Origin of the sequence: Mesorhizobium sp. M1A.F.Ca.IN.022.06.1.1 (genome assembly GCF_003952605.1) — a bacterium.
In the GTDB taxonomy this organism is placed as follows: domain Bacteria; phylum Pseudomonadota; class Alphaproteobacteria; order Rhizobiales; family Rhizobiaceae; genus Mesorhizobium.
This window is the reverse complement of the sequence record NZ_CP034455.1, coordinates 3,136,737-3,154,295: the sequence shown is the minus strand read 5'-3', so window position 1 is coordinate 3,154,295 and position 17,559 is coordinate 3,136,737. Positions and strand designations below refer to the sequence as shown.

The following is a 17,559-nucleotide window of genomic DNA, read 5'->3' as shown; positions in this document are numbered from 1 at the left end:
CTTCCCCTTAGCCGTCACTCGAAGCAGAGGTTGCCATGGAAAGCCAGACCATCGTCGAAGCACTGCTGCTTGGGCTGATCGAGGGCCTGACCGAATTCATCCCGGTCTCGTCGACCGGTCACATCCTGCTCGCCGGCCATTTCCTCGGCTTCCATTCGACCGGCAAGGCCTTCGAGATCCTGATCCAGCTCGGCGCGATTCTTGCGATCTTGAGCGTCTATTTCCGCCGCCTCTGGAAGATGCTGCTCGAACTGCCGCATGACCGGCTGACAAGGCATTTCGCCATCGGCATCCTCATCGCCTTCCTGCCGGCGGCGGTCATCGGCGCGCTGGCGCATGACTTTATCAAGACCTTCCTGTTCGAATCGCCGCGCCTGATCTGCATCATGCTGGTCATCGGCGGCGTGGTGCTGCTCGCCGTCGACCGCATGAACCTGAAGCCCGTCTACCGCGATGTCGAGCGCTTCCCGACCAGGCTTTATCTGCAGATCGGCCTGTTCCAGTGTCTGTCGCTGATACCCGGCACCTCGCGCTCCGGCTCGACCATCGTCGGCGCGCTGCTCTTGGGCGTCGACAAGCGCGCGGCGGCGGAGTTTTCCTTCTTCCTCGCCATGCCGACCATGGTCGGCGCCTTCGCCTTCGATCTGTTCAAGAACCGCAACGTGCTGACCTCGGCCGACCTGCCGATCATCGCCGTCGGCTTCATCGCCGCCTTCGTCACCGCGCTTTTCGTGGTGCGCTTCCTGCTCGATTACGTCTCGCGCAAGGGCTATTCGCTGTTCGGCTGGTGGCGGCTGGTGGTTGGCGGGCTCGGACTGGCGGCGCTGATGATCTGGGGGTGAGCTTATCCTCCCACGAGTTGGGAGGGTAAGCCCCTCAATTCCGCCCGTAAAATGCATTCTCGACATGCACTGGCCAGCGCCAGGGCATCACCGCCACCATGTCGAAGCGCACCGACAGCCGGCCATAGTCCGGCTGGCGCGACAGCCAGAGGTCGGCGGCACCCTCGAAGCGCCGTTCCGAGGCGTGGGCGATCGCTTCCATCGCCTCCATCAGCGTGCGCCGCGCCTTGACCTCGACGAACAGCACCAGGTCGCCGCGCCTGGCGATCAGGTCGATCTCGCCGAGCTTTGTGCGATGGCGGCGCGCAAGGATGCGATAGCCCTTCAGCATCAGCGCCAACGCCGCCAGCCATTCGCCGCGATGGCCGCGCCGATAGGCTTTTCGCCGATGACCGACGGTGCGCTCAGCCACCGCCGTCCGCCTTCAGCTCGATTAGCCGGCGATAGAGCGCCTGTTTCTGGCCGCCGGTCATCTTCGCCGCTTCCGCCGCCGCCTTGGAGGCCGGCATTTCGGCGGCTAAAGACAACAGCAGCCGGTCGATGTCGGCCGGCTGGTCCTCGGCCGCCTCCGGCGGGCCGACGCAGACCACGATTTCGCCCTTGGGCGTCTCGGCCGCCGCGTAGTGATCGGCAAGCTCTCCGAGCGTCCCCGTTCGCATCTCCTCAAACGTCTTGGTCAACTCGCGGCCGATCGCCGCTTTGCGCGCTCCGCCAAGCACTTGCACCATCGCAGCAAGCGTCTCGGCCAGCCGGCGCGGCGATTCATAGAAGATGAGCGTCGCCGGTACCTGCCTGAAGCTTTCGAGCTTGGTGAGCCTCTGGCCCGCCTTGGCCGGCAAGAAGCCGGCGAACAGAAAGGCGTCGGAAGGCAGGCCGGAAGCGGTCAGCGCGGCAAGCGCCGCCGACGGTCCGGGCACCGGAATAACGCGGATGCCGCGCTCCAGCGCCTCGCCGACCAGCCGGTAGCCGGGATCGGAAACCAGCGGCGTGCCGGCATCCGAGATCAGCGCCACGCTTTGTCCGGCAGCGAGCGACTCGATCAGCTTCGGCCCGGCCTCGGCCGCATTGTGCTCGTGATAGGCCGTGGTGCGCCGGCGAATGCCGTAGCGTTCGAGCAGCACGCGCGAGACGCGGGTGTCCTCGCAGGCAACGATGTCGGCGCCGGCCAGCGTCTCCAGCGCACGCAGCGTGACATCGGCGAGATTGCCAATCGGCGTCGCCACCAGATAGAGCGCCGGCTCCAGCGGCCGCGCCGCAATTTCGGTCTGCCCGATTACATAGCTGCGTTTGTCGCCGGTCAATTGAGGCCCTCCCCACGCGCCACTGTTTGCCACGGCTGATCTGCGGTTGCAAAACGTGATGGCGACGCAAGGGAATCGCCATGCCTTTGCCACGATGCGGAACCAAACCGCGTAAGGCGGATTTTACCCCTGATTCCCGAGGAGGAGGACAGGATGGACAGCCTGATCATTCAAGACGCTTTCACGCCCTATTATTCGGGCTGCAAGCGCTTTGCCGGATCGGAGAAGGTTGCCGGTTCGGAGGATCGGGAATCCTCCGCCAGGACAAAGGACAAGGAAGCGATGAAGCCGCTTCCAAGCCCCGCGGTTCAAGACGCCTCGACCGAAACCGAAAGCACGACGGAGCACTGACCGGACGATGCCCAATCGCTTCGACATTTTCATCACACGACTCGAAAGCAAGACCGCCCGCGAGGGCATTCCTTCCCATCCGATCGCCGCCCAGCACGGGAACCGCCGCGACAAGACCGACCTGAAGCAGGGCCGTTCCGGCGACGCGCATGCGGAAAAGGATCGCGGGAAGCAGCGTCAGAAGCACGACGCCTAGAGCAGCTGCGACCCTTCGCGATCTCTCGCCTCATCCCAGGCGGAGCGAGGAGCGAAGCGCCATGCTTGGCGCCTGACGCCATTCAGCCCAGAAGTTAGTGACCTTCGCCTCGAGCAGCCGCACCAGTTCCGGATCCATGAACGCATAGTTGTCCGGGATGTCGAGGCAGATCACCCGTGCCCGCATCAGGCTTGACCGGAGCTTCTCTGCAGCTTGACGCGATGCGCCTTCTCCATGACGAAGATGATCTCGGCCCACGCGACCAGTTCATGCGTCAGCGGGTTGTCCGCGTCGTGATTGGTGCCGGCCAATTCGACCTCGAGGTCGCGGCGCCTGGAAAACACCTGCTCGGCGGTGGGGCTGCGCAGGCGGTTCTGGCTGCAGACGAAGAGAACCTTTTTCACCGCGCGAGGTCTGCCACCACCGCATCGAGCACGATCATGCCGGCGGTCGTGGCGCGGAGGCGGGCGTTGCCGACCGGCGCCACCAGCCCCTCTTCCTGCAGCACCGACAATCGGTCGCTCGCCAGACTACGCCCGGCAAGCGTCTCGTAGCGCTGGAGGTCGATGCCTTCGGCCAGCCGCAGCCCCATCAATAGGAACTCGTCGGCTTCTTCGGCGCGCGTCAGCACCTCGCCGCCGTTGACGCCATGGCCCCTGGCTTCGACCAGGTTGGCCCAGGTCTCAGGCATCTTTTCCGCGACCGTCACGGTACGGCGGCCGTTCTCGACGAAGCGGCCATGCGCGCCGGGTCCGACGCCGACATATTCGCCGTAGCGCCAATAAGTCAGGTTGTGCCGGCTTTCCGCGCCCGGCCGCGCGTGGTTGGAGATTTCGTAGGCCGGAAGCCCGTGCGCCGCGGTCACCTCCTGCGTCAGCGCGTAGAGGTCGGCGGCATGGTCGTTGTCGGGCAGGACGAATTTTCGCGCTGAGTGGAGTGCATGGAACGGCGTGCCCTCCTCGATCGTGAGCTGATAGAGCGACAGGTGGTCGGCGGCGTGCCCGATCGCTTCCTCAAGCTCTAAAGCCCAAGCCTCCGGCGTCTGGCCGGGCCGCGTATAGATCAGGTCGAAGGAGAGCCGCGGAAAGATTTCCCGCGCCAGCCCGATGGCGTGCAGCGCCTCCTCGACATTGTGCAGCCGGCCGAGGAAGCGCAGGTCCTTGTCGTTCAGCGCCTGCACGCCGAGCGAGACACGGTTGACGCCGGCCGCCCGATAACCGCGGAAGCGCTCCGCCTCGACCGAGGACGGGTTGGCCTCCAGCGTCACCTCGATCCCGGCAGGCACCGTCCAGTTCTTCGCTACGGCTTCCAGAACCGCTGACACCGTTTCCGGCTTCATCAGCGACGGCGTGCCGCCGCCGAGGAAGACGCTGGTCACCTCGCGCGGCCCGGTGCGGGCGCGCATCGTCTTGAGCTCCGTCTCGAAGGCCCGCGCAAAACGCTCCTGGTCGACCGGCTGGTGGCGAACGTGGCTGTTGAAGTCGCAGTAAGGGCATTTGGCCGCGCAGAACGGCCAATGGATATAGACGCCGAAGCCGGGGCTGCGGTCGAGCGGCATGGTCTGGCCTGTTCCGATCATTTTGACCTGAGCCGCGCCAGATCCAGCCGCGCCAAATCCAAGCGGGCCTGGGCAAACTTCTGGAAGGCGCGGGCGCGGTGCGACAGGGCTGTTGCCTGGCCGGGCTTCCAGCCATGCTTTTGCTCGGCGCTCATCTCGCCAAAAGTCTTGGCGAAGCCGTTGGGCAGGAACACTGGATCGTAGCCGAAGCCGAGCGTGCCGCGCGGCGGCCAGACCAGCGTGCCTTCGGCCTCGCCGCGGTAATATTCGGCCTCGCCATCGGGAAAGGCGAGGCAGATGACGGCGACGAAACGGCCGGTGCGCTGCGCCGGCTCGGTCGCGCCGACCTCCTGCAACGCCACTTCGGTGCGCTGCATGGCCATGCCGAAATCGCGTGTGCCGTCCGCCGTCTCGGCCCAGTTGGCTGTGTAGACGCCGGGCGCCCCGTCGAGCGCATCGACGCAGAGCCCCGAATCGTCCGACAGCGCCGGCAGGCCGGTGGCCTTGGCCGCGGCATAGGCCTTGATATAGGCATTCTCCTCGAAGGTCGTGCCGGTCTCGTCCGGTTCCGGCAGGCCGTACTCCTTGGCCGACTTCGCCTCGAAGCCGAACGGGGCCATCAAGTCGGCGAATTCGCGCAGCTTGCCTTCATTGTGGCTGGCGACGACGATCTTTTGTTCGTTCAAAGAATGCATCAGAGACCCCAGATCCTTGGTTCGGCGAACTCGATCGAATTGCCCGAAGGGTCGCGGATATAGATCGAATGTCCGCCTTGCGGCCATTCGAAATCGCTTTCGATGGCGATGTTCTTGGCCGCCAGATGCTTGCGCCATTCGGCGATCTCGGCCGCAGTCGCGGTGAAGCAAAGATGCCCTTCGCCGACGGTGCCGTGCGGCGGCACCTTCAGCTTGGCGTCGGGCGCCGGCGGAATTTTCGTCGCCTCGGCATTGAAGATGAGCAGCACGCCGTTGCCGCAGCGGAAGAAGACGTGGCGACCTTCGACCTTGCCCAGCGGATCCAGGCCGAGGATGTCGCGGTAGAAGGCTTCGGCAGCGGTTAGATCTGTGACGTAGAGCGCTGATTCCAGAATCGCGGAGGGAGTCACGAAGCACCCCCCTCTGCCCTGCCGGGCATCTCCCCCTCAAGGGAGGAGATTGGCAGCTCCACCGACAGTGTCTCGACGGCGAAGATTGGCGAAGGCCGAGGTGAGGTCCGATCTCCCCCTTGAGGGGGAGATGGCCGGCAGGCCAGAGGGGGTGCCTAGGCTCGGCATTCGAAAACCTACGCCACCGCCATCTGCTGCAGGCTCACCAGCCGCGAAATACCCTTCTTGGCCAGCCCCATCAGCGCCGAGAACTGCTCTTCGGAGAAGGGCTCGCCTTCCGCCGTGCCCTGGATCTCGACGATGCCGCCCTTGCCGGTCATGACGAAATTGGCGTCGGTGCCGGCCGAGGAATCCTCGAGATAATCGAGATCGATGACCGGCTGTCCGTCATGGATGCCGCAGGAGATCGCCGCGACATGGTCCTTGAGCACCTTGGAAACGCTGGCCATCTGGCGCGCTTCCATCCAGCGCAGGCAATCGTATAGCGCCACCCAGCCGCCGGTGATCGAGGCGGTGCGGGTGCCGCCGTCGGCCTGGATGACGTCGCAATCGACGGTGATCTGCTGTTCGCCTAGCGCCTGCAGGTCGACAACGGCGCGCAACGAACGACCGATCAGCCGCTGGATCTCGAGCGTGCGGCCGCCCTGCTTGCCGGCGGAGGCCTCGCGGCGCATGCGCTCGCCCGTCGAGCGCGGCAGCATGCCGTATTCGGCCGTAACCCAGCCCTTGCCGGAATTGCGCATCCAGGCCGGCACCTTTTCCTCTAGGCTCGCCGTGCACAGCACATGCGTGTCGCCGAACTTCACCAGGCACGAGCCTTCGGCATGCTTGGAGACGCCGCGCTCGAAGGAGATGGCGCGCATTTCGTCGGGCTGGCGTTTGGAGGGGCGCATTCGGCCTTCTTTCCTATGGTTTTGGATTCGTCGGCGGCTTGTAGACGCATGCGGCGGATGGCGCAAAGGAAAAGGGCGCCAAGGAAACGGGGCGCCAAGAAAACGGCGCAAGCGAAAATGCCCCCGGGTTGCGCCAGGGAGGCTTAAGTCTATATCTTTCGATAGGAGGTTTTTTCGCTGGAATGAACAAGGCAGTCGATCCCACATCGCAGCCGCCCGTGCTTCAGTCGCTCGACATGCGCTCGCGCGACATCTTCCGGCGGATTGTCGATTCCTATCTGCGCGACGGCGAGCCGGTCGGGTCGCGCAGCCTGTCGCGCATCCTGCCGTCGTCGCTGTCGCCGGCCACCATCCGCAACGTGATGAGCGACCTCGAGCATCTGGGGCTGATCTACGCGCCGCACATCTCGGCCGGCCGCCTGCCTACCCAGACCGGCCTGCGCTTCTTCGTCGATGCCTTCATGGAGCTGGGCGATCTGTCGGACGACGAGCGTCGCGTCATCGAGGCGCAGGTGCGTGCCTCGGGCTCGGGCGCCACGCTGGAGCATATGCTGACCGAGGCCAGCCAGATGCTCTCCGGCATGTCGCGCGGCGCCGGCCTGGTGCTCGCCGCCAAGAACGAGGTGGCTCTGAAGCACATCGAGTTCATCCAGTTGGAACCCACCAAGGCGCTCGCCGTCCTGGTGTCGCAGAGCGGCGATGTCGAGAACCGCGTTGTCGACCTGCCGGCCGGTATCACCGTCTCGCAGCTGCACGAGGCCTCGAACTTCCTCAACGCCCATATCCGCGGCCGCACGCTGGCCGAGGCCCGGGTCGAGATCGCGCGCATCAAGGACGAGACCAGGGCGGCTCTCGACACGCTGTCGCAGGAACTGGTCGAGAAGGGCCTCGCGGTCTGGGCCGGTGCCGAAAGCGGCCTGCCGGCGCGGCTCATCGTGCGCGGCCGCGCCAATCTTCTGGAAAACGTCACCGCCCAGGCCGATCTCGAATTGCTGCGCCATCTGTTCGAGGATCTGGAAACGCAGGACGGACTGCTGCAGCTCCTCGACCTCGCCGAGGAAGGTCCGGGCGTGCGCATCTTCATCGGCTCGGAGAACAAGTTGTTTTCGCTGTCCGGTTCGTCGCTCGTGGTCGCGCCCTATCGCGACAAGGATGCGCGCGTCGTCGGCGCGCTCGGCGTCATCGGCCCGACGCGATTGAACTATGCCCGCATCGTCCCGATGGTCGACTATACGGCCCAGTTGATTTCGCGCATGCTGAGATAGGCAAGCGGGAAACGTCGCAAGGAGGGTGGAAATGGCGCTGGAATCGTTCAAGGCCCAGATCAGCCTGCTGCTCGAGGAGATGGTGAACCAACCGGAAGACGATCACGAGATCCAGGAGCTACTGCGCGAGAAGCTCAGGGAAATGCGCGCCATGGGCCTGCCGCTGCCGGCCGATCTGGTCGCGCTGGAAAAGCAGCTCGACGACGATCTGGATATCGAAGAGAGCTGAACTGCCGGCGCTTTCCGTCAAAATCCGCATGCCCGGCTTCTCTTTTGGAAAGCCTGCCCGATATTCGCTGTCTGGTTGCTGATGCACGTTGGCGAATAACGGAGAACAGCATGATACGGATTGCCGGCCTTGCCGCCCTCGCTTTGTTCCTGGCCTCCGGCGCCGTCGCGCAGCAGGCCGATCAGCCCTTGCTCACCGGCAAAAAGGCCTTCGGTGACTGGAGGGCCGACCGGCCCGGCGTGCGGCGCCTCATCAGGCCCGACGATCTCCCGAAGCCGAATGTCGCCGAATCCGCCTCGAACGGCGGCGGTGTCACCGATCGCCCCGAGGATGCCACGCCAGCCCTTCCACCCGGCTTTTCGGCCGAACTGGTGGCTTCGGGCATCAGCAGCCCGCGTGTCGTGCGCACGGCGCCGAACGGCGATCTCTTCGTTGCCGACAGCAGGGCGAGCCAGGTCCGCGTCTATCGACTGGCCGAAGGCAGCGCCAAGCCCGCCGAGAAGTCGGTCTTTGCCAAAGGCCTGACCCGGCCCTACGGCATCGCCTTCTATCCGCCGGGCGACAAGCCGCAATGGGTCTATGTCGCCAACAGCAACAGCGTCGTCCGCTTTGCCTATCGCGACGGCGACCTCAAAGCTTCCGGCGAGCCCGAAACGATCGTCTCGGACATCCCGTCGAGCCATCACTGGACGCGCGACATCGCTTTTTCGCCCGACGGCAAAACGCTCTATCTCTCGGTCGGCTCGGGCTCGAATACCGCGGAGGGCATGGGAGCGAGGCCGAAGGGCGGCGTCGAAGAATGGGCGAGATCGGCACCGCTCGGCGCTACCTGGGGCGCGGAGGAAGGCCGAGCGGATGTGCTCGCTTTCGATCCTGACGGCAAGAACCGCAGGATGGTCGCCACCGGCCTGCGCAACTGCTCGGGCATGACGGTGCAGCCGGCTACGGGCGCGCTCTGGTGCGTCGTCAACGAACGCGACGAGCTAGGCGACAACGTGCCTTTCGAATATGCGACCGCCGTCAAGGAGGGAGCCTTCTATGGCTGGCCCTGGTACTATATCGGCGACAACGAAGATCCGCGCCACAAAGGCGCGCGGCCCGATCTCGCCGGCAAGGTCACGGTGCCGGACGTGCTGATCCAGGCACATTCGGCGCCGCTCAACATCGCCTTTTACGAGGGCGGCAACTTCCCGGCCGACTACAAGGGCGACGCCTTCGTCACCCTGCACGGCTCGTGGAACCGCAATGTCCGCACCGGCTACAAGGTGGTGCGGCTGAAGTTCAAGGACGGCAAGCCGACCGGCGAATATGAGGATTTCGCCACCGGCTTCGTCATTGCCGACGATGCGGTCTGGGGCCGGCCGGTGGGTGTCGCGGTGGCGAACGATGGTTCGCTGATCCTGACCGAGGACGGCAACGGCACGATATGGCGCGTCACCTACGGCGACGGCCGGTCCTGAAGCGGCGCTGGTGCAACCGAATCCGGCCGCAAGGCAATTAACGCCGCCCCGGCACCGTGGTAAGAGGCTGCCGCTCTGGATCCCGATCCCGGGATAGCGCTGGGTTGAAACCATGACACTGACAGGATTTCTCGCCTACAGCGCCGCCCTCGGCGTCGCCGCCGCCATTCCGGGTCCCGGCGTGACGGCGCTTGTTGCCCGCGCGCTCGGCTCCGGCTTCCGTCCGTCGCTCGCTATGTCGTTCGGTCTAATGCTCGGCGACATTACCTACCTCACCGCCGTCGTGCTCGGCCTCGCCTTCGTCGCCCAGACCTTCGGCATGGTGTTTCTCGCCATCAAATGGGCGGGCGTCGCTTATCTCGCCTTCCTTGCCTGGCGCTTCTGGACCAGCGGCATCTCGCCCGAGACGGTCGAGGCGCGCAAGGGCAGAAGCGGCCTGGCGTCGAGCTTCATCGCCGGGCTGACGGTGACGCTCGGCAACCCGAAGACGATGATCTTCTATCTCGCCATCACGCCGACCATCGTCGACCTGAAGACGATCACGCCGGCCGACTACGGCATCCTTGTCGCGCTGACCGTTGTCGTCCTGTTCGTGGTGCTGGTCCCCTATCTGGCGCTGGCTGCCAAGGCGCGCTGGTTCCTGAGATCGCCGCGCGCGCTCAAGGTGCTGAACCGCACCGCCGCCAGCTTCATGATGGGAGCGGCAGCCGCCATCGCGGCCCGTCAATAGGCCGCATTCTCAACCGGCCCCCGTTTCCGGGAAAGCATCCCTGAAACGGGCCGATCCGGAAAATGCATTTCCGGCGCGGGGAGGTTTTCAGCAGCCGCCCCACTCGGATATTTTCGGCGGGCAGCCTATCTTGCGCGGCTGAAAGCCTTATTCTGTTTGCCTATGCCTTTGCCTTGGGAGCGAAACCAATGAACAAGCCCGTCACCTCCGCGCGTGTCCCCGGCCGCGGCCGCATCTTCAACTCGATCACCGAGACGATTGGGGACACGCCGCTGGTGCGGCTGGATAAGTTCGCCAAGGAGAAGGGCATCGTCGCCAACGTGCTGGCCAAGCTCGAATTCTTCAACCCGATCGCCTCGGTCAAGGACCGCATCGGTGTCTCGATGATCGAGGCGCTGGAGGAGGCCGGCAAGATCGCGCCGGGCAAGACCACGCTGATCGAGCCGACCTCCGGCAACACCGGCATCGCGCTGGCCTTCGCCGCCGCCGCCAAGGGTTACAAGCTGATCCTCACCATGCCGGAGACAATGTCGGTCGAACGTCGCAAGATGCTGGCGCTGCTCGGTGCCGAATTGGTGCTCACCGAAGGCCCGAAAGGCATGAAGGGCGCCATCGCCAAGGCCGACGAGCTTGCCGCGACGCTGCCCAACGCCATCATCCCGCAGCAGTTCGAGAACCCGGCCAATCCGGAAATCCACCGCCGCACCACGGCGGAGGAGGTCTGGAACGACACCAATGGCGAGGTCGACATCTTCGTGGCCGGCATCGGCACCGGCGGCACCATCACCGGCGTCGGCCAGGTGCTGAAGAAGCGCAAGCCTTCGCTGCATGTGGTGGCAGTCGAGCCGGAAGCCTCGCCGGTGCTCTCCGGCGGCCAGCCCGGCCCGCACAAGATTCAAGGCATCGGCGCCGGCTTCGCGCCCAAGATCCTCGACACGACGATCTATGATGAGATCGTCAGGGTCTCGAACGAGGATTCGGTCGCCAATGCGCGCCTCGTCGCCCGCCTCGAAGGCGTGCCGGTCGGCATATCGTCGGGTGCCGCGCTGCAGGCGGCGATCGTCGTCGGCTCGCGGCCGGAAAACAAGGACAAGAACCTCGTCGTCGTCATTCCGTCCTTCGCCGAGCGCTATCTCTCGACGATCCTGTTCGACGGGCTGGGGGCCTAGGCGCTCATCCCTCGAGGAATGGCTTCAGCCCCTCACGGTCGTAGTCCCAGGGCGAAGCAGGAGCGAAACTCCGTCGCGTCGATCCTGGGATCCACGCCGTGACCGTGGCCAGGAAATGCCACGGTCCAGAATGGATACCACCTGTCTTATCCGAGATTAACGGAGCCGCTGTTCCTCCGCAGAAAGACCTGCAAAGCTTGTGACGTGGGGACGTCACGGGATTGATCCTCGGGGTTGCGCGCGTCGCTTCGCTCCTTGCTCCGCCCGTGTATGACGAAGTCGGGAGCGCCACTGCTAGCTTGCAGACAAGCGGCACTCCCGGGATGATGCAAGCTGGATCGCTCAAAAAGCGTCTGTGGCAAGCGGAGCCCGGCTTGAGGAAGGCGCCGCTTCCGGTTCAAATCGCCGCCGGCCTCGAATCGGCCGGCGGGAGGATTTTATGTACAAGCTTTACACGCGTCCCGGCAGCGGCGGATTCGTCGTCGAGGCGGCCTTGGCTATGGCCGGCGCGCCTTTCCGGCAGATCGACGTGCCGAAGAAGGATCCGCCCGATCCGGCTTTCCTCGCCATCAGCCCGTTGAACCAGGTGCCGGCGCTGACGTTGCCCGACGGCCGGTCGATGACGGAATCGGCGGCGATCTGCATCCTGCTCGCCGAGCGTCATCCAGAAGCGCATCTGGCGCCGCAAGCGGGCTCGCCGGCCCGCGCCGATTTCCTGCGCTGGATGGCCTTCATGTCGTCGGCGCTCTATCCCGCGATCCTGAGGCTCTATTACCCCTACCGCTACACGGCCGACGCCGATAGCGTGCAGGTGGTCAAGGAGGCGGCTATCGCGGAAATGGATCGCGGCTTTGCCATTCTCGATAGCGCGCTCGCCGGCCGTGAGTGGCTGGCCGGTGAGGAACTTTCGCTGGTCGACATCTATCTCGTGATGCTGGTGGCCTGGCATCCCGACACCAAGAGCGCTCGCGTAGCCTGGCCGAACATCGAACGGCTGTGGGGCAAGTTGCGCCAGCATGCGATCATGCGGAAACTGAACCTTTCTCATGAGATGTGGCCGCAGGACTAGTTGCTGGAACCGCCGTCTCGCCTCAGTTGCGGACCAGCTTCCCCCGCTCGGCCTGCAGGAAATGGCGCAAGGCCGGATCGCGCTCGAGGCCGATCGCCCGGTCGTAAGCCTCGGCGGCCTCGGCCGTCCTGCCGAGCCTGGCTAAGAGCTCGGCCCGCGCCGCCCAATAGGGCTGGTATTCGGCAAGCCGCTTATCGCCGCCGATCTCGTCGAGCGCGGCAAGACCCTCGGCTGCGCCCTCGGCTTCGGCGATCGCGACAGCGCGGTTGATCGCCACCACCGGCGAGCCGGCAATCGCCATCAGCGCGTCGTAAAGCTGGCGGATCGCGGTCCAGTCGGTGCGGCCGCTCCGCCGCCTTGCCGTGTGCGCCGACTGGACCGCAGCCTCCAATTGGTAGCGGCCGATGGTTCCCCTGATCGCGGCGCGCCTGAGCAGCGCTTCCGCCTCGTCGATCAGCTTGTCGTCCCAAAGCGCCACGTCCTGCTCAGCCAGCGGCACGAAGTCGCCGTCGGGACTGCGCCGCGCCGTGCGCCGCGCGTCGGCGAAAAGCATCAGCGCCAGGAGCCCGAGCGTTTCCGGCTCATCCGGGATCAGCGACGCGACCAGCCGGCCGAGCCAGATGCCTTCCGTAGCCAGGTTGCGTCGGCGCGTCTCGGTGCCGGCCGGATCCGACCAGCCCTCGGCGAATGTGGCGTAAATCGCTTCCAGCACCGCATCGAGCCGCTCGCCGAGCTCGGCCCGCTCCGGTACCCGGAAGGGGATGGCGGCCTCGCGGATGCGGCTCTTGGCGCGCACCAGGCGCTGGCCCATCGTCGTCGGCGAGACCAGAAAGGCCGAGGCGATGGTTGCGGCGTCGAAGCCAAGCACGGTCTGCAGGATCAGCGGCGCGCGTACGCTGGCCTCGATCGCCGGATGTGCGCAGGCAAACATCAGCCTCAGCCGCTCGTCGGGCAAATCCTCGTGCGTCATGCGCGCCTCCGCCTCTTCGGCAATCAGCTGCAGGTGGCCGCGGGCCGCCTCGCCGGTCAGCCGCCGCCGCACGGCGTCGACGTCGCGGCGGCGCGCCACAGCCAGCAGCCAGGCCTCCGGCTTTTCGGGCACGCCGCTCTTCGGCCAGCGCTCCAGTGCGGCGGCGAACGCGTCGGCCAACGCGTCCTCGGCGCCGGCAACGTCGCGCATGCGAGCAGCGAGATAGGCAACCAGCTTGCCGTAGCTCTGCCGGGCGGCCGCCTCGGCCGCCGCCCGCGCCGTCTCCGGGCGCTTGTCCATATTGCTAGGACCGGTAGTCGGTCATTTCCCAGATCGGCCGCACCTCGACCGTGCCGGTGCTGGCTGCCGGGCAGCGCGCGCCCCATTCCATAGCGGTGTCGATGTCGGTCGCTTCGATCATGTAGAAGCCGGCAAGCTGTTCCTTTGTGTCGGCATAGGGACCGTCGAGCACATTGGTCTTGCCGTCGGCGAGCCGTATCGAAGTGGCCGCCTGGGTCGGACGCAGCCTTTCGCCGGCGAGGTACGCGCCGGACTTCTTCAAGGCTTCGGTATAGGCACTGTAGGCGGCAAGCGTCTGTTCGGTCTTGTCGCGCGGCGCATTCGCCATTGCCGCTTCGTCATTGTAGATCAAAAGCATGTATCGCATGGTCTTCTCCGTTTTCTCGAAGGCCGCGTCGTCGCGGGCCGACCTATGTCGTGCGGCCACGGCCGATTTCGACAGGCGCCGCGAAAATCTTTCGCCTCCAAAGCAATCGAGCGCAAGCCGACGCTTTCGCCACCCCTCGATCGTTCGTCTAATGGCTGCAATTGCGGGTTGGCATTTGGCGTCTCCTGTCTAAACTCCGAGCTTCGCGCCGGCAGAGGCGGCGCGGCGCGACCATCAGGAGGAGGAAACAAAATGCTCGATTTCAGGACGAAATTTGTTGCCGCCGGCGCTTTGGCATTGTCGCTCGGCCTCGGCGCCATGTCGGCCGGGGCACAGGAATTCATCACCGTGCTGACCGGCGGCACGTCGGGCGTCTACTATCCCCTCGGCGTCGCGCTGTCGGAAATCTACGGCAAGGGCATCGAAGGCGCCCGCACTCAGGTGCAGGCAACCAAGGCATCGGTCGAGAACCTCAACCTGCTGCAGCAGGGCAAGGGCGAGATCGCCTTCGCGCTCGGCGATTCCGTCAAGCTCGCCGCCGAAGGCAACACCGAAGCCGGCTTCCCCGGCAAGCTCGACAAGCTGCGCGGCATAGCCGCCATCTATCCGAACTATATTCAGATCGTCGCCAGCAAGGAGTCCGGCATCAAGACCCTCGCCGACCTCAAGGGCAAGAGCCTGTCGGTCGGCGCGCCCGCCTCCGGCACCGAGCTCAACGCCCGCGCCATCTTCGCTGCCGCCGGGCTGAAATATGAGGATCTTGGACGGGTCGAGTACCTGCCATTCGCAGAGTCGGTCGAGTTGATCAAGAACCGGCAGCTCGACGCCACGCTGCAATCGGCGGGCCTGGGCGTCGCCTCGATCCGCGATCTCGCAACTTCGGTGCCGATCAACGTCGTCGCCGTGCCGGCCGAGGACGTCGCCAAGATCGGCTCGCCCTATCTTTCGGTGATCATTCCCAAGGGCACCTATGAGGGCCAGACCGAGGATGTCGCCACCGCCGCGGTCGGCAATTTCCTTGTCACCCGGGCCGATGTTTCCGACGAGACCGCCTATCAGATGACCAAGCTGATGTTCGAGCATCTCGACCAGCTCGCCGCCGCCCATGCCGCCGCCAAGGCGATCGATCCGGCCAAGGCGCTGGACGGCATGCCGGTGCCGCTGCATCCCGGCGCGGAGAAATATTACAAGGAAAAAGGGCTGATCAAGTAAGCGAGGATGGCGCGGCAGTCTGCTATGGAGCGCGTCGGATGAGCAAAGCAACGTCTGGAACAACGACCGACGGCAATTCGACCACTTTTCATCTCCCTGTCGCCGAAGAACAGGTCGAAGGCCTGCCGCCGGGCTTCGGCGGCGGCATCGCCGGCAAGGCGGCCTTCCTGCTTGCCGTCGCCTTCTCCGTTTTCCAGATCTACATCGCCGCCTATGGCAGCCTGCCCAGCCAGGTGGTGCGCGCCATGCATGTCGGCTTCCTGCTGCTGCTCGGCTTCGGCCTGATCGCCAACCTGCGCGCCACCGGCGTAGCGGCGAAGGCCGCGTTCTGGACGCTCGGCGCGCTCGGCTTCGGCACCGGCCTCTACAACTGGGTCTTCTACGCCGACCTCATCCGCCGCTCCGGCTTCCTCACCACGCCGGACCTGATCGTCGGCACGCTGCTGGTGGTGCTCGTCTTCGAAGCGGCAAGGCGGCTGATGGGGCTGCCGCTCGCGGTGATCGCCTTCATCTTCCTCGCCTATTGCTTCGTCGGCAATCACCTGCCGCCGCCCTTCATCCATCGTGGCTACGATTTCGCCCAGCTCGTCGACACCTTCGCCTTCGGCACCGAAGGCATATACGGCACGCCGGTCTATGTCTCGGCGGCTTACATCTTCATCTTCGTCGTCTTCGCCGCCTTCCTCGAACGCGCCGGCATGATCGCGCTGTTCAACGATTTCGCGCTTGGCCTGGTCGGCTCCTGGCGCGGCGGTCCGGCCCAGGTCTGCGTGCTCTCCTCGGCGTTGATGGGCACCATCTCCGGTTCGGGCGTCGCCAATGTCGTGGCGAGCGGCCAGTTCACCATTCCGCTGATGAAGCGCTTCGGCTTCCGCTCGGCCTTCGCCGGCGCCGTCGAGGCAACGTCCTCGATGGGCGGCCAGATCATGCCGCCGGTGATGGGCGCGGTCGCCTTCATCATGGCCGAGACGCTGAACGTCCCTTACGCCGAGGTGGTGAAGGCGGCGATCATTCCGGCGTTGCTCTATTTCGGCGCCTGTTTCTGGCAGGTGCATCTGGAGGCGGGCAAGGCCGGCCTGCACGGCATGGCCAAGTCTGAGCTGCCCAATCCCTGGGATGCGGTGCGGCAGCACTGGCCGCTGGTGCTGCCGCTTGCCGTGCTGGTTTACCTGCTCTTCGCCGGCTATACGCCGATCTTCGCCGGCACCATGGGCCTGGCGCTGACCATCGTGCTGATCCTCGGCACGCCTCTGGCGGCGCTGATCGGACCGTTCGCCTTCCGCGTCGTCTTCTGGCTGGCGCTCGGCCTTGCCGCCGCCTCCTTCATGCGCTTCGGCGTCAACATCCTCGGCCTCGTCATCGCGGCGCTCGTTGTCGCCTGCGTCACTTTCAAGGGCGGTCGCGAGACGCTGCGCATCTGCGTCGAATCGCTTGCCGAAGGGGCGAAGAACGCGCTGCCGGTCGGCATCGCCTGCGCCATCGTCGGCATCGTCATCGGCACGCTGACGCTGACCGGCATCGCTTCGACCTTCATCGGCTGGATCATCTCCATCGGCGAGAACAATCTGTTCCTGTCGCTGCTGCTCACCATGCTCACCTGCCTGGTGCTCGGCATGGGCATCCCCACCATCCCCAACTACATCATCACCTCCTCGCTCGCCGGCCCGGCGCTGCTGTCGCTCGGCGTGCCGCTCATCGTCAGCCACATGTTCGTCTTCTATTTCGGCATCATGGCTGATCTCACCCCACCGGTGGCGCTCGCCGCTTTCGCCGCGGCGCCCATGGCCAGGGAAAGCGGGCTGAAGATCGGCATTCAGGCGACGAAGCTCGCCATCGCCGGCTTCGTCGTGCCGTTCATGGCCGTCTACACGCCGGCGCTGATGCTGCAGGATGCAGGCCCGATCGCGGCTTCGTTCGGCTATCCGGTCGAGGTCGCCTACGTCGTCGCCAAAGCCTGCATGGGCATCGTGCTCTGGGGCGCCGCCGCCGTCGGCTTCCTCGCTCGCCGCATGGCCTGGTGGGAGCGCTTGGTCGCCTTCGCCGCCGGCGTGCTGCTGGTGGCGGCGCTGCCGCTCACCGACGAAACCGGCTGGGCGCTGGCGCTGCTCTGGATCGGCTGGCACTGCTGGCGCGCGCGCCAGGCATCCGCGGCCGGCCCTGCATGAGCCTGTGCATCCTCGCAGCCGGCAAGACGGTGACGCTTGCCGTTGCCGCCTTTACCTTGTCCTGGACGCATTCGGTGGAACGGACGCGCTGGCAAGAGGATTGGAAGGTGACGCCGGCAGGTCTGCGCGTCGTCGAAGCGCGCGTCAAGGGCTCCGGCGCCGGCATGGAGCCGCCGGAAGGCTCGGTGCTGCGGGACGGATGGTGGGTCTATGCGCCACGGATCGGGCCACAGCCGCGGCTGGTGCTCGCGGCCTCCGGCGCAACCGGGGGAGGCTGGACCTTGTGCACGGCCAAGGGCTGTCGCGAGCTTGGCGGGACGGCCGGGGATACGGTCGCGCTCGAAGCCTGCGCCGGTTCGAGCCAGCCGCGATAAAAT

Annotated in this window: 20 protein-coding genes and 1 pseudogene; 12 read left to right on the top strand and 9 right to left on the bottom strand. The window is 65.6% G+C overall.

The genetic code is table 11. The features are described 5' to 3' along the window. Window positions 1-35: 35 nt before the first annotated feature. Window positions 36-842 carry an undecaprenyl-diphosphate phosphatase gene (locus tag EJ078_RS14965; protein WP_095825085.1) on the top strand — a complete coding sequence of 269 codons (807 nt, stop codon included), beginning with the start codon at window positions 36-38 and terminating at the stop codon, window positions 840-842. 34 nt (window positions 843-876) lie between these two features. Here EJ078_RS14965 and EJ078_RS14960 read toward each other — a convergent pair whose 3' ends face one another. Beyond that, window positions 877-1,254 carry a YraN family protein gene (locus tag EJ078_RS14960; protein WP_127215925.1) on the bottom strand — a complete coding sequence of 126 codons (378 nt, stop codon included), beginning with the start codon at window positions 1,252-1,254 and terminating at the stop codon, window positions 877-879. Then, the gene (gene rsmI / locus EJ078_RS14955; RefSeq protein ID WP_127403348.1) at window positions 1,247-2,143 is read right to left on the bottom strand and encodes a 16S rRNA (cytidine(1402)-2'-O)-methyltransferase; all 897 of its coding nucleotides are present in this window, start codon (window positions 2,141-2,143) and stop codon (window positions 1,247-1,249) included. The genes EJ078_RS14960 and rsmI overlap by 8 nt, the downstream gene beginning before the upstream one ends. Window positions 2,144-2,296: 153 nt before the next feature. On the opposite strand from rsmI, the gene EJ078_RS14950 reads away from it, so the two are divergent. Together EJ078_RS14950 and EJ078_RS14945 are read left to right on the top strand one after the other, a co-directional pair. Beyond that, complete coding sequence (locus tag EJ078_RS14950) at window positions 2,297-2,494, top strand: hypothetical protein (protein ID WP_127215923.1); 198 nt, start codon at window positions 2,297-2,299, stop codon at window positions 2,492-2,494. A 7-nt stretch (window positions 2,495-2,501) separates the two neighbouring features. Further along, complete coding sequence (locus EJ078_RS14945; RefSeq protein WP_067003209.1) at window positions 2,502-2,690, top strand: hypothetical protein; 189 nt, start codon at window positions 2,502-2,504, stop codon at window positions 2,688-2,690. A 30-nt stretch (window positions 2,691-2,720) separates the two neighbouring features. Here EJ078_RS14945 and EJ078_RS14940 read toward each other — a convergent pair. The 5 genes and pseudogenes from EJ078_RS14940 to rph all read right to left on the bottom strand — a co-directional run bounded on the left by EJ078_RS14940 (window position 2,721) and on the right by rph (window position 6,246). Continuing rightward, window positions 2,721-3,094, bottom strand: a pseudogene (locus EJ078_RS14940) (low molecular weight protein tyrosine phosphatase family protein). Next, on the bottom strand, window positions 3,091-4,269 hold the full coding sequence (hemW, locus tag EJ078_RS14935) for a radical SAM family heme chaperone HemW (protein ID WP_127215922.1): 1,179 nt from the start codon (window positions 4,267-4,269) through the stop codon (window positions 3,091-3,093). The pseudogene EJ078_RS14940 and the gene hemW overlap by 4 nt, the downstream one beginning before the upstream one ends. After that, window positions 4,266-4,943, bottom strand: coding sequence for an RdgB/HAM1 family non-canonical purine NTP pyrophosphatase (gene rdgB / locus EJ078_RS14930; protein ID WP_127215921.1), 678 nt, complete (start codon window positions 4,941-4,943; stop codon window positions 4,266-4,268). Before rdgB ends, hemW begins: the two co-directional genes overlap by 4 nt. Further along, a complete protein-coding gene (locus EJ078_RS14925; RefSeq protein WP_095827352.1) occupies window positions 4,943-5,353 on the bottom strand; it encodes a VOC family protein in 411 nt (136 codons plus the stop codon). Before EJ078_RS14925 ends, rdgB begins: the two co-directional genes overlap by 1 nt. Window positions 5,354-5,529: 176 nt before the next feature. Next, window positions 5,530-6,246, bottom strand: coding sequence for a ribonuclease PH (gene rph / locus EJ078_RS14920; RefSeq protein ID WP_067003199.1), 717 nt, complete (start codon window positions 6,244-6,246; stop codon window positions 5,530-5,532). 182 nt (window positions 6,247-6,428) lie between these two features. Between rph and hrcA the strand changes: the two genes are divergently transcribed. The 6 genes from hrcA (at window position 6,429) to EJ078_RS14890 (ending at window position 12,168) form a co-directional block, all read left to right on the top strand. Continuing rightward, window positions 6,429-7,511, top strand: a complete 1,083-nt coding sequence (gene hrcA, locus EJ078_RS14915) for a heat-inducible transcriptional repressor HrcA (RefSeq protein WP_127215919.1) — start codon at window positions 6,429-6,431, stop codon at window positions 7,509-7,511. Window positions 7,512-7,542: 31 nt separating this feature from the next. Continuing rightward, on the top strand, window positions 7,543-7,740 hold the full coding sequence (locus tag EJ078_RS14910; protein ID WP_067003314.1) for a hypothetical protein: 198 nt from the start codon (window positions 7,543-7,545) through the stop codon (window positions 7,738-7,740). Window positions 7,741-7,850: 110 nt separating this feature from the next. Beyond that, window positions 7,851-9,200, top strand: a complete 1,350-nt coding sequence (locus EJ078_RS14905; RefSeq protein ID WP_127215918.1) for a sorbosone dehydrogenase family protein — start codon at window positions 7,851-7,853, stop codon at window positions 9,198-9,200. Window positions 9,201-9,312: 112 nt separating this feature from the next. After that, a complete protein-coding gene (locus EJ078_RS14900; protein ID WP_095825076.1) occupies window positions 9,313-9,930 on the top strand; it encodes a LysE family translocator in 618 nt (205 codons plus the stop codon). A 188-nt stretch (window positions 9,931-10,118) separates the two neighbouring features. Further along, window positions 10,119-11,099: a cysteine synthase A gene (gene cysK, locus EJ078_RS14895; RefSeq protein ID WP_095825075.1), complete on the top strand. Its 981-nt coding sequence runs from the start codon at window positions 10,119-10,121 to the stop codon at window positions 11,097-11,099. Window positions 11,100-11,538: 439 nt separating this feature from the next. Continuing rightward, window positions 11,539-12,168 (top strand): glutathione S-transferase family protein, encoded by a 630-nt coding sequence (locus EJ078_RS14890; RefSeq protein WP_067323451.1) that lies wholly within the window; start codon window positions 11,539-11,541, stop codon window positions 12,166-12,168. 22 nt (window positions 12,169-12,190) lie between these two features. On the opposite strand, the gene EJ078_RS14885 is transcribed toward EJ078_RS14890, so the two are convergent. Together EJ078_RS14885 and EJ078_RS14880 are read right to left on the bottom strand one after the other, a co-directional pair. After that, entirely contained in the window at window positions 12,191-13,438 is a 1,248-nt protein-coding gene (locus EJ078_RS14885; RefSeq protein ID WP_067323449.1) for a DUF6596 domain-containing protein, read from the bottom strand. 4 nt (window positions 13,439-13,442) lie between these two features. Beyond that, window positions 13,443-13,805, bottom strand: a complete 363-nt coding sequence (locus EJ078_RS14880; RefSeq protein ID WP_095825200.1) for a YciI family protein — start codon at window positions 13,803-13,805, stop codon at window positions 13,443-13,445. A 252-nt stretch (window positions 13,806-14,057) separates the two neighbouring features. Here EJ078_RS14880 and EJ078_RS14875 point away from each other — a divergent pair, with 252 nt between their 5' ends. Genes EJ078_RS14875 through EJ078_RS14865 form a run of 3 tightly spaced genes read left to right on the top strand, consistent with a single transcriptional unit; the run spans window position 14,058 to window position 17,556 of the window. Continuing rightward, complete coding sequence (locus EJ078_RS14875; RefSeq protein WP_067003186.1) at window positions 14,058-15,017, top strand: TAXI family TRAP transporter solute-binding subunit; 960 nt, start codon at window positions 14,058-14,060, stop codon at window positions 15,015-15,017. Between the two features lie 38 nt (window positions 15,018-15,055). Further along, window positions 15,056-17,182 carry a TRAP transporter permease gene (locus tag EJ078_RS14870; protein WP_127324414.1) on the top strand — a complete coding sequence of 709 codons (2,127 nt, stop codon included), beginning with the start codon at window positions 15,056-15,058 and terminating at the stop codon, window positions 17,180-17,182. After that, a complete protein-coding gene (locus EJ078_RS14865; protein WP_127216016.1) occupies window positions 17,179-17,556 on the top strand; it encodes a DUF1850 domain-containing protein in 378 nt (125 codons plus the stop codon). The genes EJ078_RS14870 and EJ078_RS14865 overlap by 4 nt, the downstream gene beginning before the upstream one ends. Window positions 17,557-17,559: the final 3 nt, after the last annotated feature.

Coding starts and splice junctions, on each gene's coding strand:
- EJ078_RS14965 (WP_095825085.1), top strand. CDS start 36: ATGGAAAGCCAGACCATCGTCGAAGCACTGCTGCTTGGGCTGATCGAG.
- EJ078_RS14950 (WP_127215923.1), top strand. CDS start 2,297: ATGGACAGCCTGATCATTCAAGACGCTTTCACGCCCTATTATTCGGGC.
- EJ078_RS14945 (WP_067003209.1), top strand. CDS start 2,502: ATGCCCAATCGCTTCGACATTTTCATCACACGACTCGAAAGCAAGACC.
- hemW (WP_127215922.1), bottom strand. CDS start 4,269: ATGATCGGAACAGGCCAGACCATGCCGCTCGACCGCAGCCCCGGCTTC.
- rdgB (WP_127215921.1), bottom strand. CDS start 4,943: ATGCATTCTTTGAACGAACAAAAGATCGTCGTCGCCAGCCACAATGAA.
- rph (WP_067003199.1), bottom strand. CDS start 6,246: ATGCGCCCCTCCAAACGCCAGCCCGACGAAATGCGCGCCATCTCCTTC.
- hrcA (WP_127215919.1), top strand. CDS start 6,429: ATGAACAAGGCAGTCGATCCCACATCGCAGCCGCCCGTGCTTCAGTCG.
- EJ078_RS14910 (WP_067003314.1), top strand. CDS start 7,543: ATGGCGCTGGAATCGTTCAAGGCCCAGATCAGCCTGCTGCTCGAGGAG.
- EJ078_RS14905 (WP_127215918.1), top strand. CDS start 7,851: ATGATACGGATTGCCGGCCTTGCCGCCCTCGCTTTGTTCCTGGCCTCC.
- EJ078_RS14900 (WP_095825076.1), top strand. CDS start 9,313: ATGACACTGACAGGATTTCTCGCCTACAGCGCCGCCCTCGGCGTCGCC.
- cysK (WP_095825075.1), top strand. CDS start 10,119: ATGAACAAGCCCGTCACCTCCGCGCGTGTCCCCGGCCGCGGCCGCATC.
- EJ078_RS14890 (WP_067323451.1), top strand. CDS start 11,539: ATGTACAAGCTTTACACGCGTCCCGGCAGCGGCGGATTCGTCGTCGAG.
- EJ078_RS14885 (WP_067323449.1), bottom strand. CDS start 13,438: ATGGACAAGCGCCCGGAGACGGCGCGGGCGGCGGCCGAGGCGGCCGCC.
- EJ078_RS14880 (WP_095825200.1), bottom strand. CDS start 13,805: ATGCGATACATGCTTTTGATCTACAATGACGAAGCGGCAATGGCGAAT.
- EJ078_RS14875 (WP_067003186.1), top strand. CDS start 14,058: ATGCTCGATTTCAGGACGAAATTTGTTGCCGCCGGCGCTTTGGCATTG.
- EJ078_RS14870 (WP_127324414.1), top strand. CDS start 15,056: ATGAGCAAAGCAACGTCTGGAACAACGACCGACGGCAATTCGACCACT.
- EJ078_RS14865 (WP_127216016.1), top strand. CDS start 17,179: ATGAGCCTGTGCATCCTCGCAGCCGGCAAGACGGTGACGCTTGCCGTT.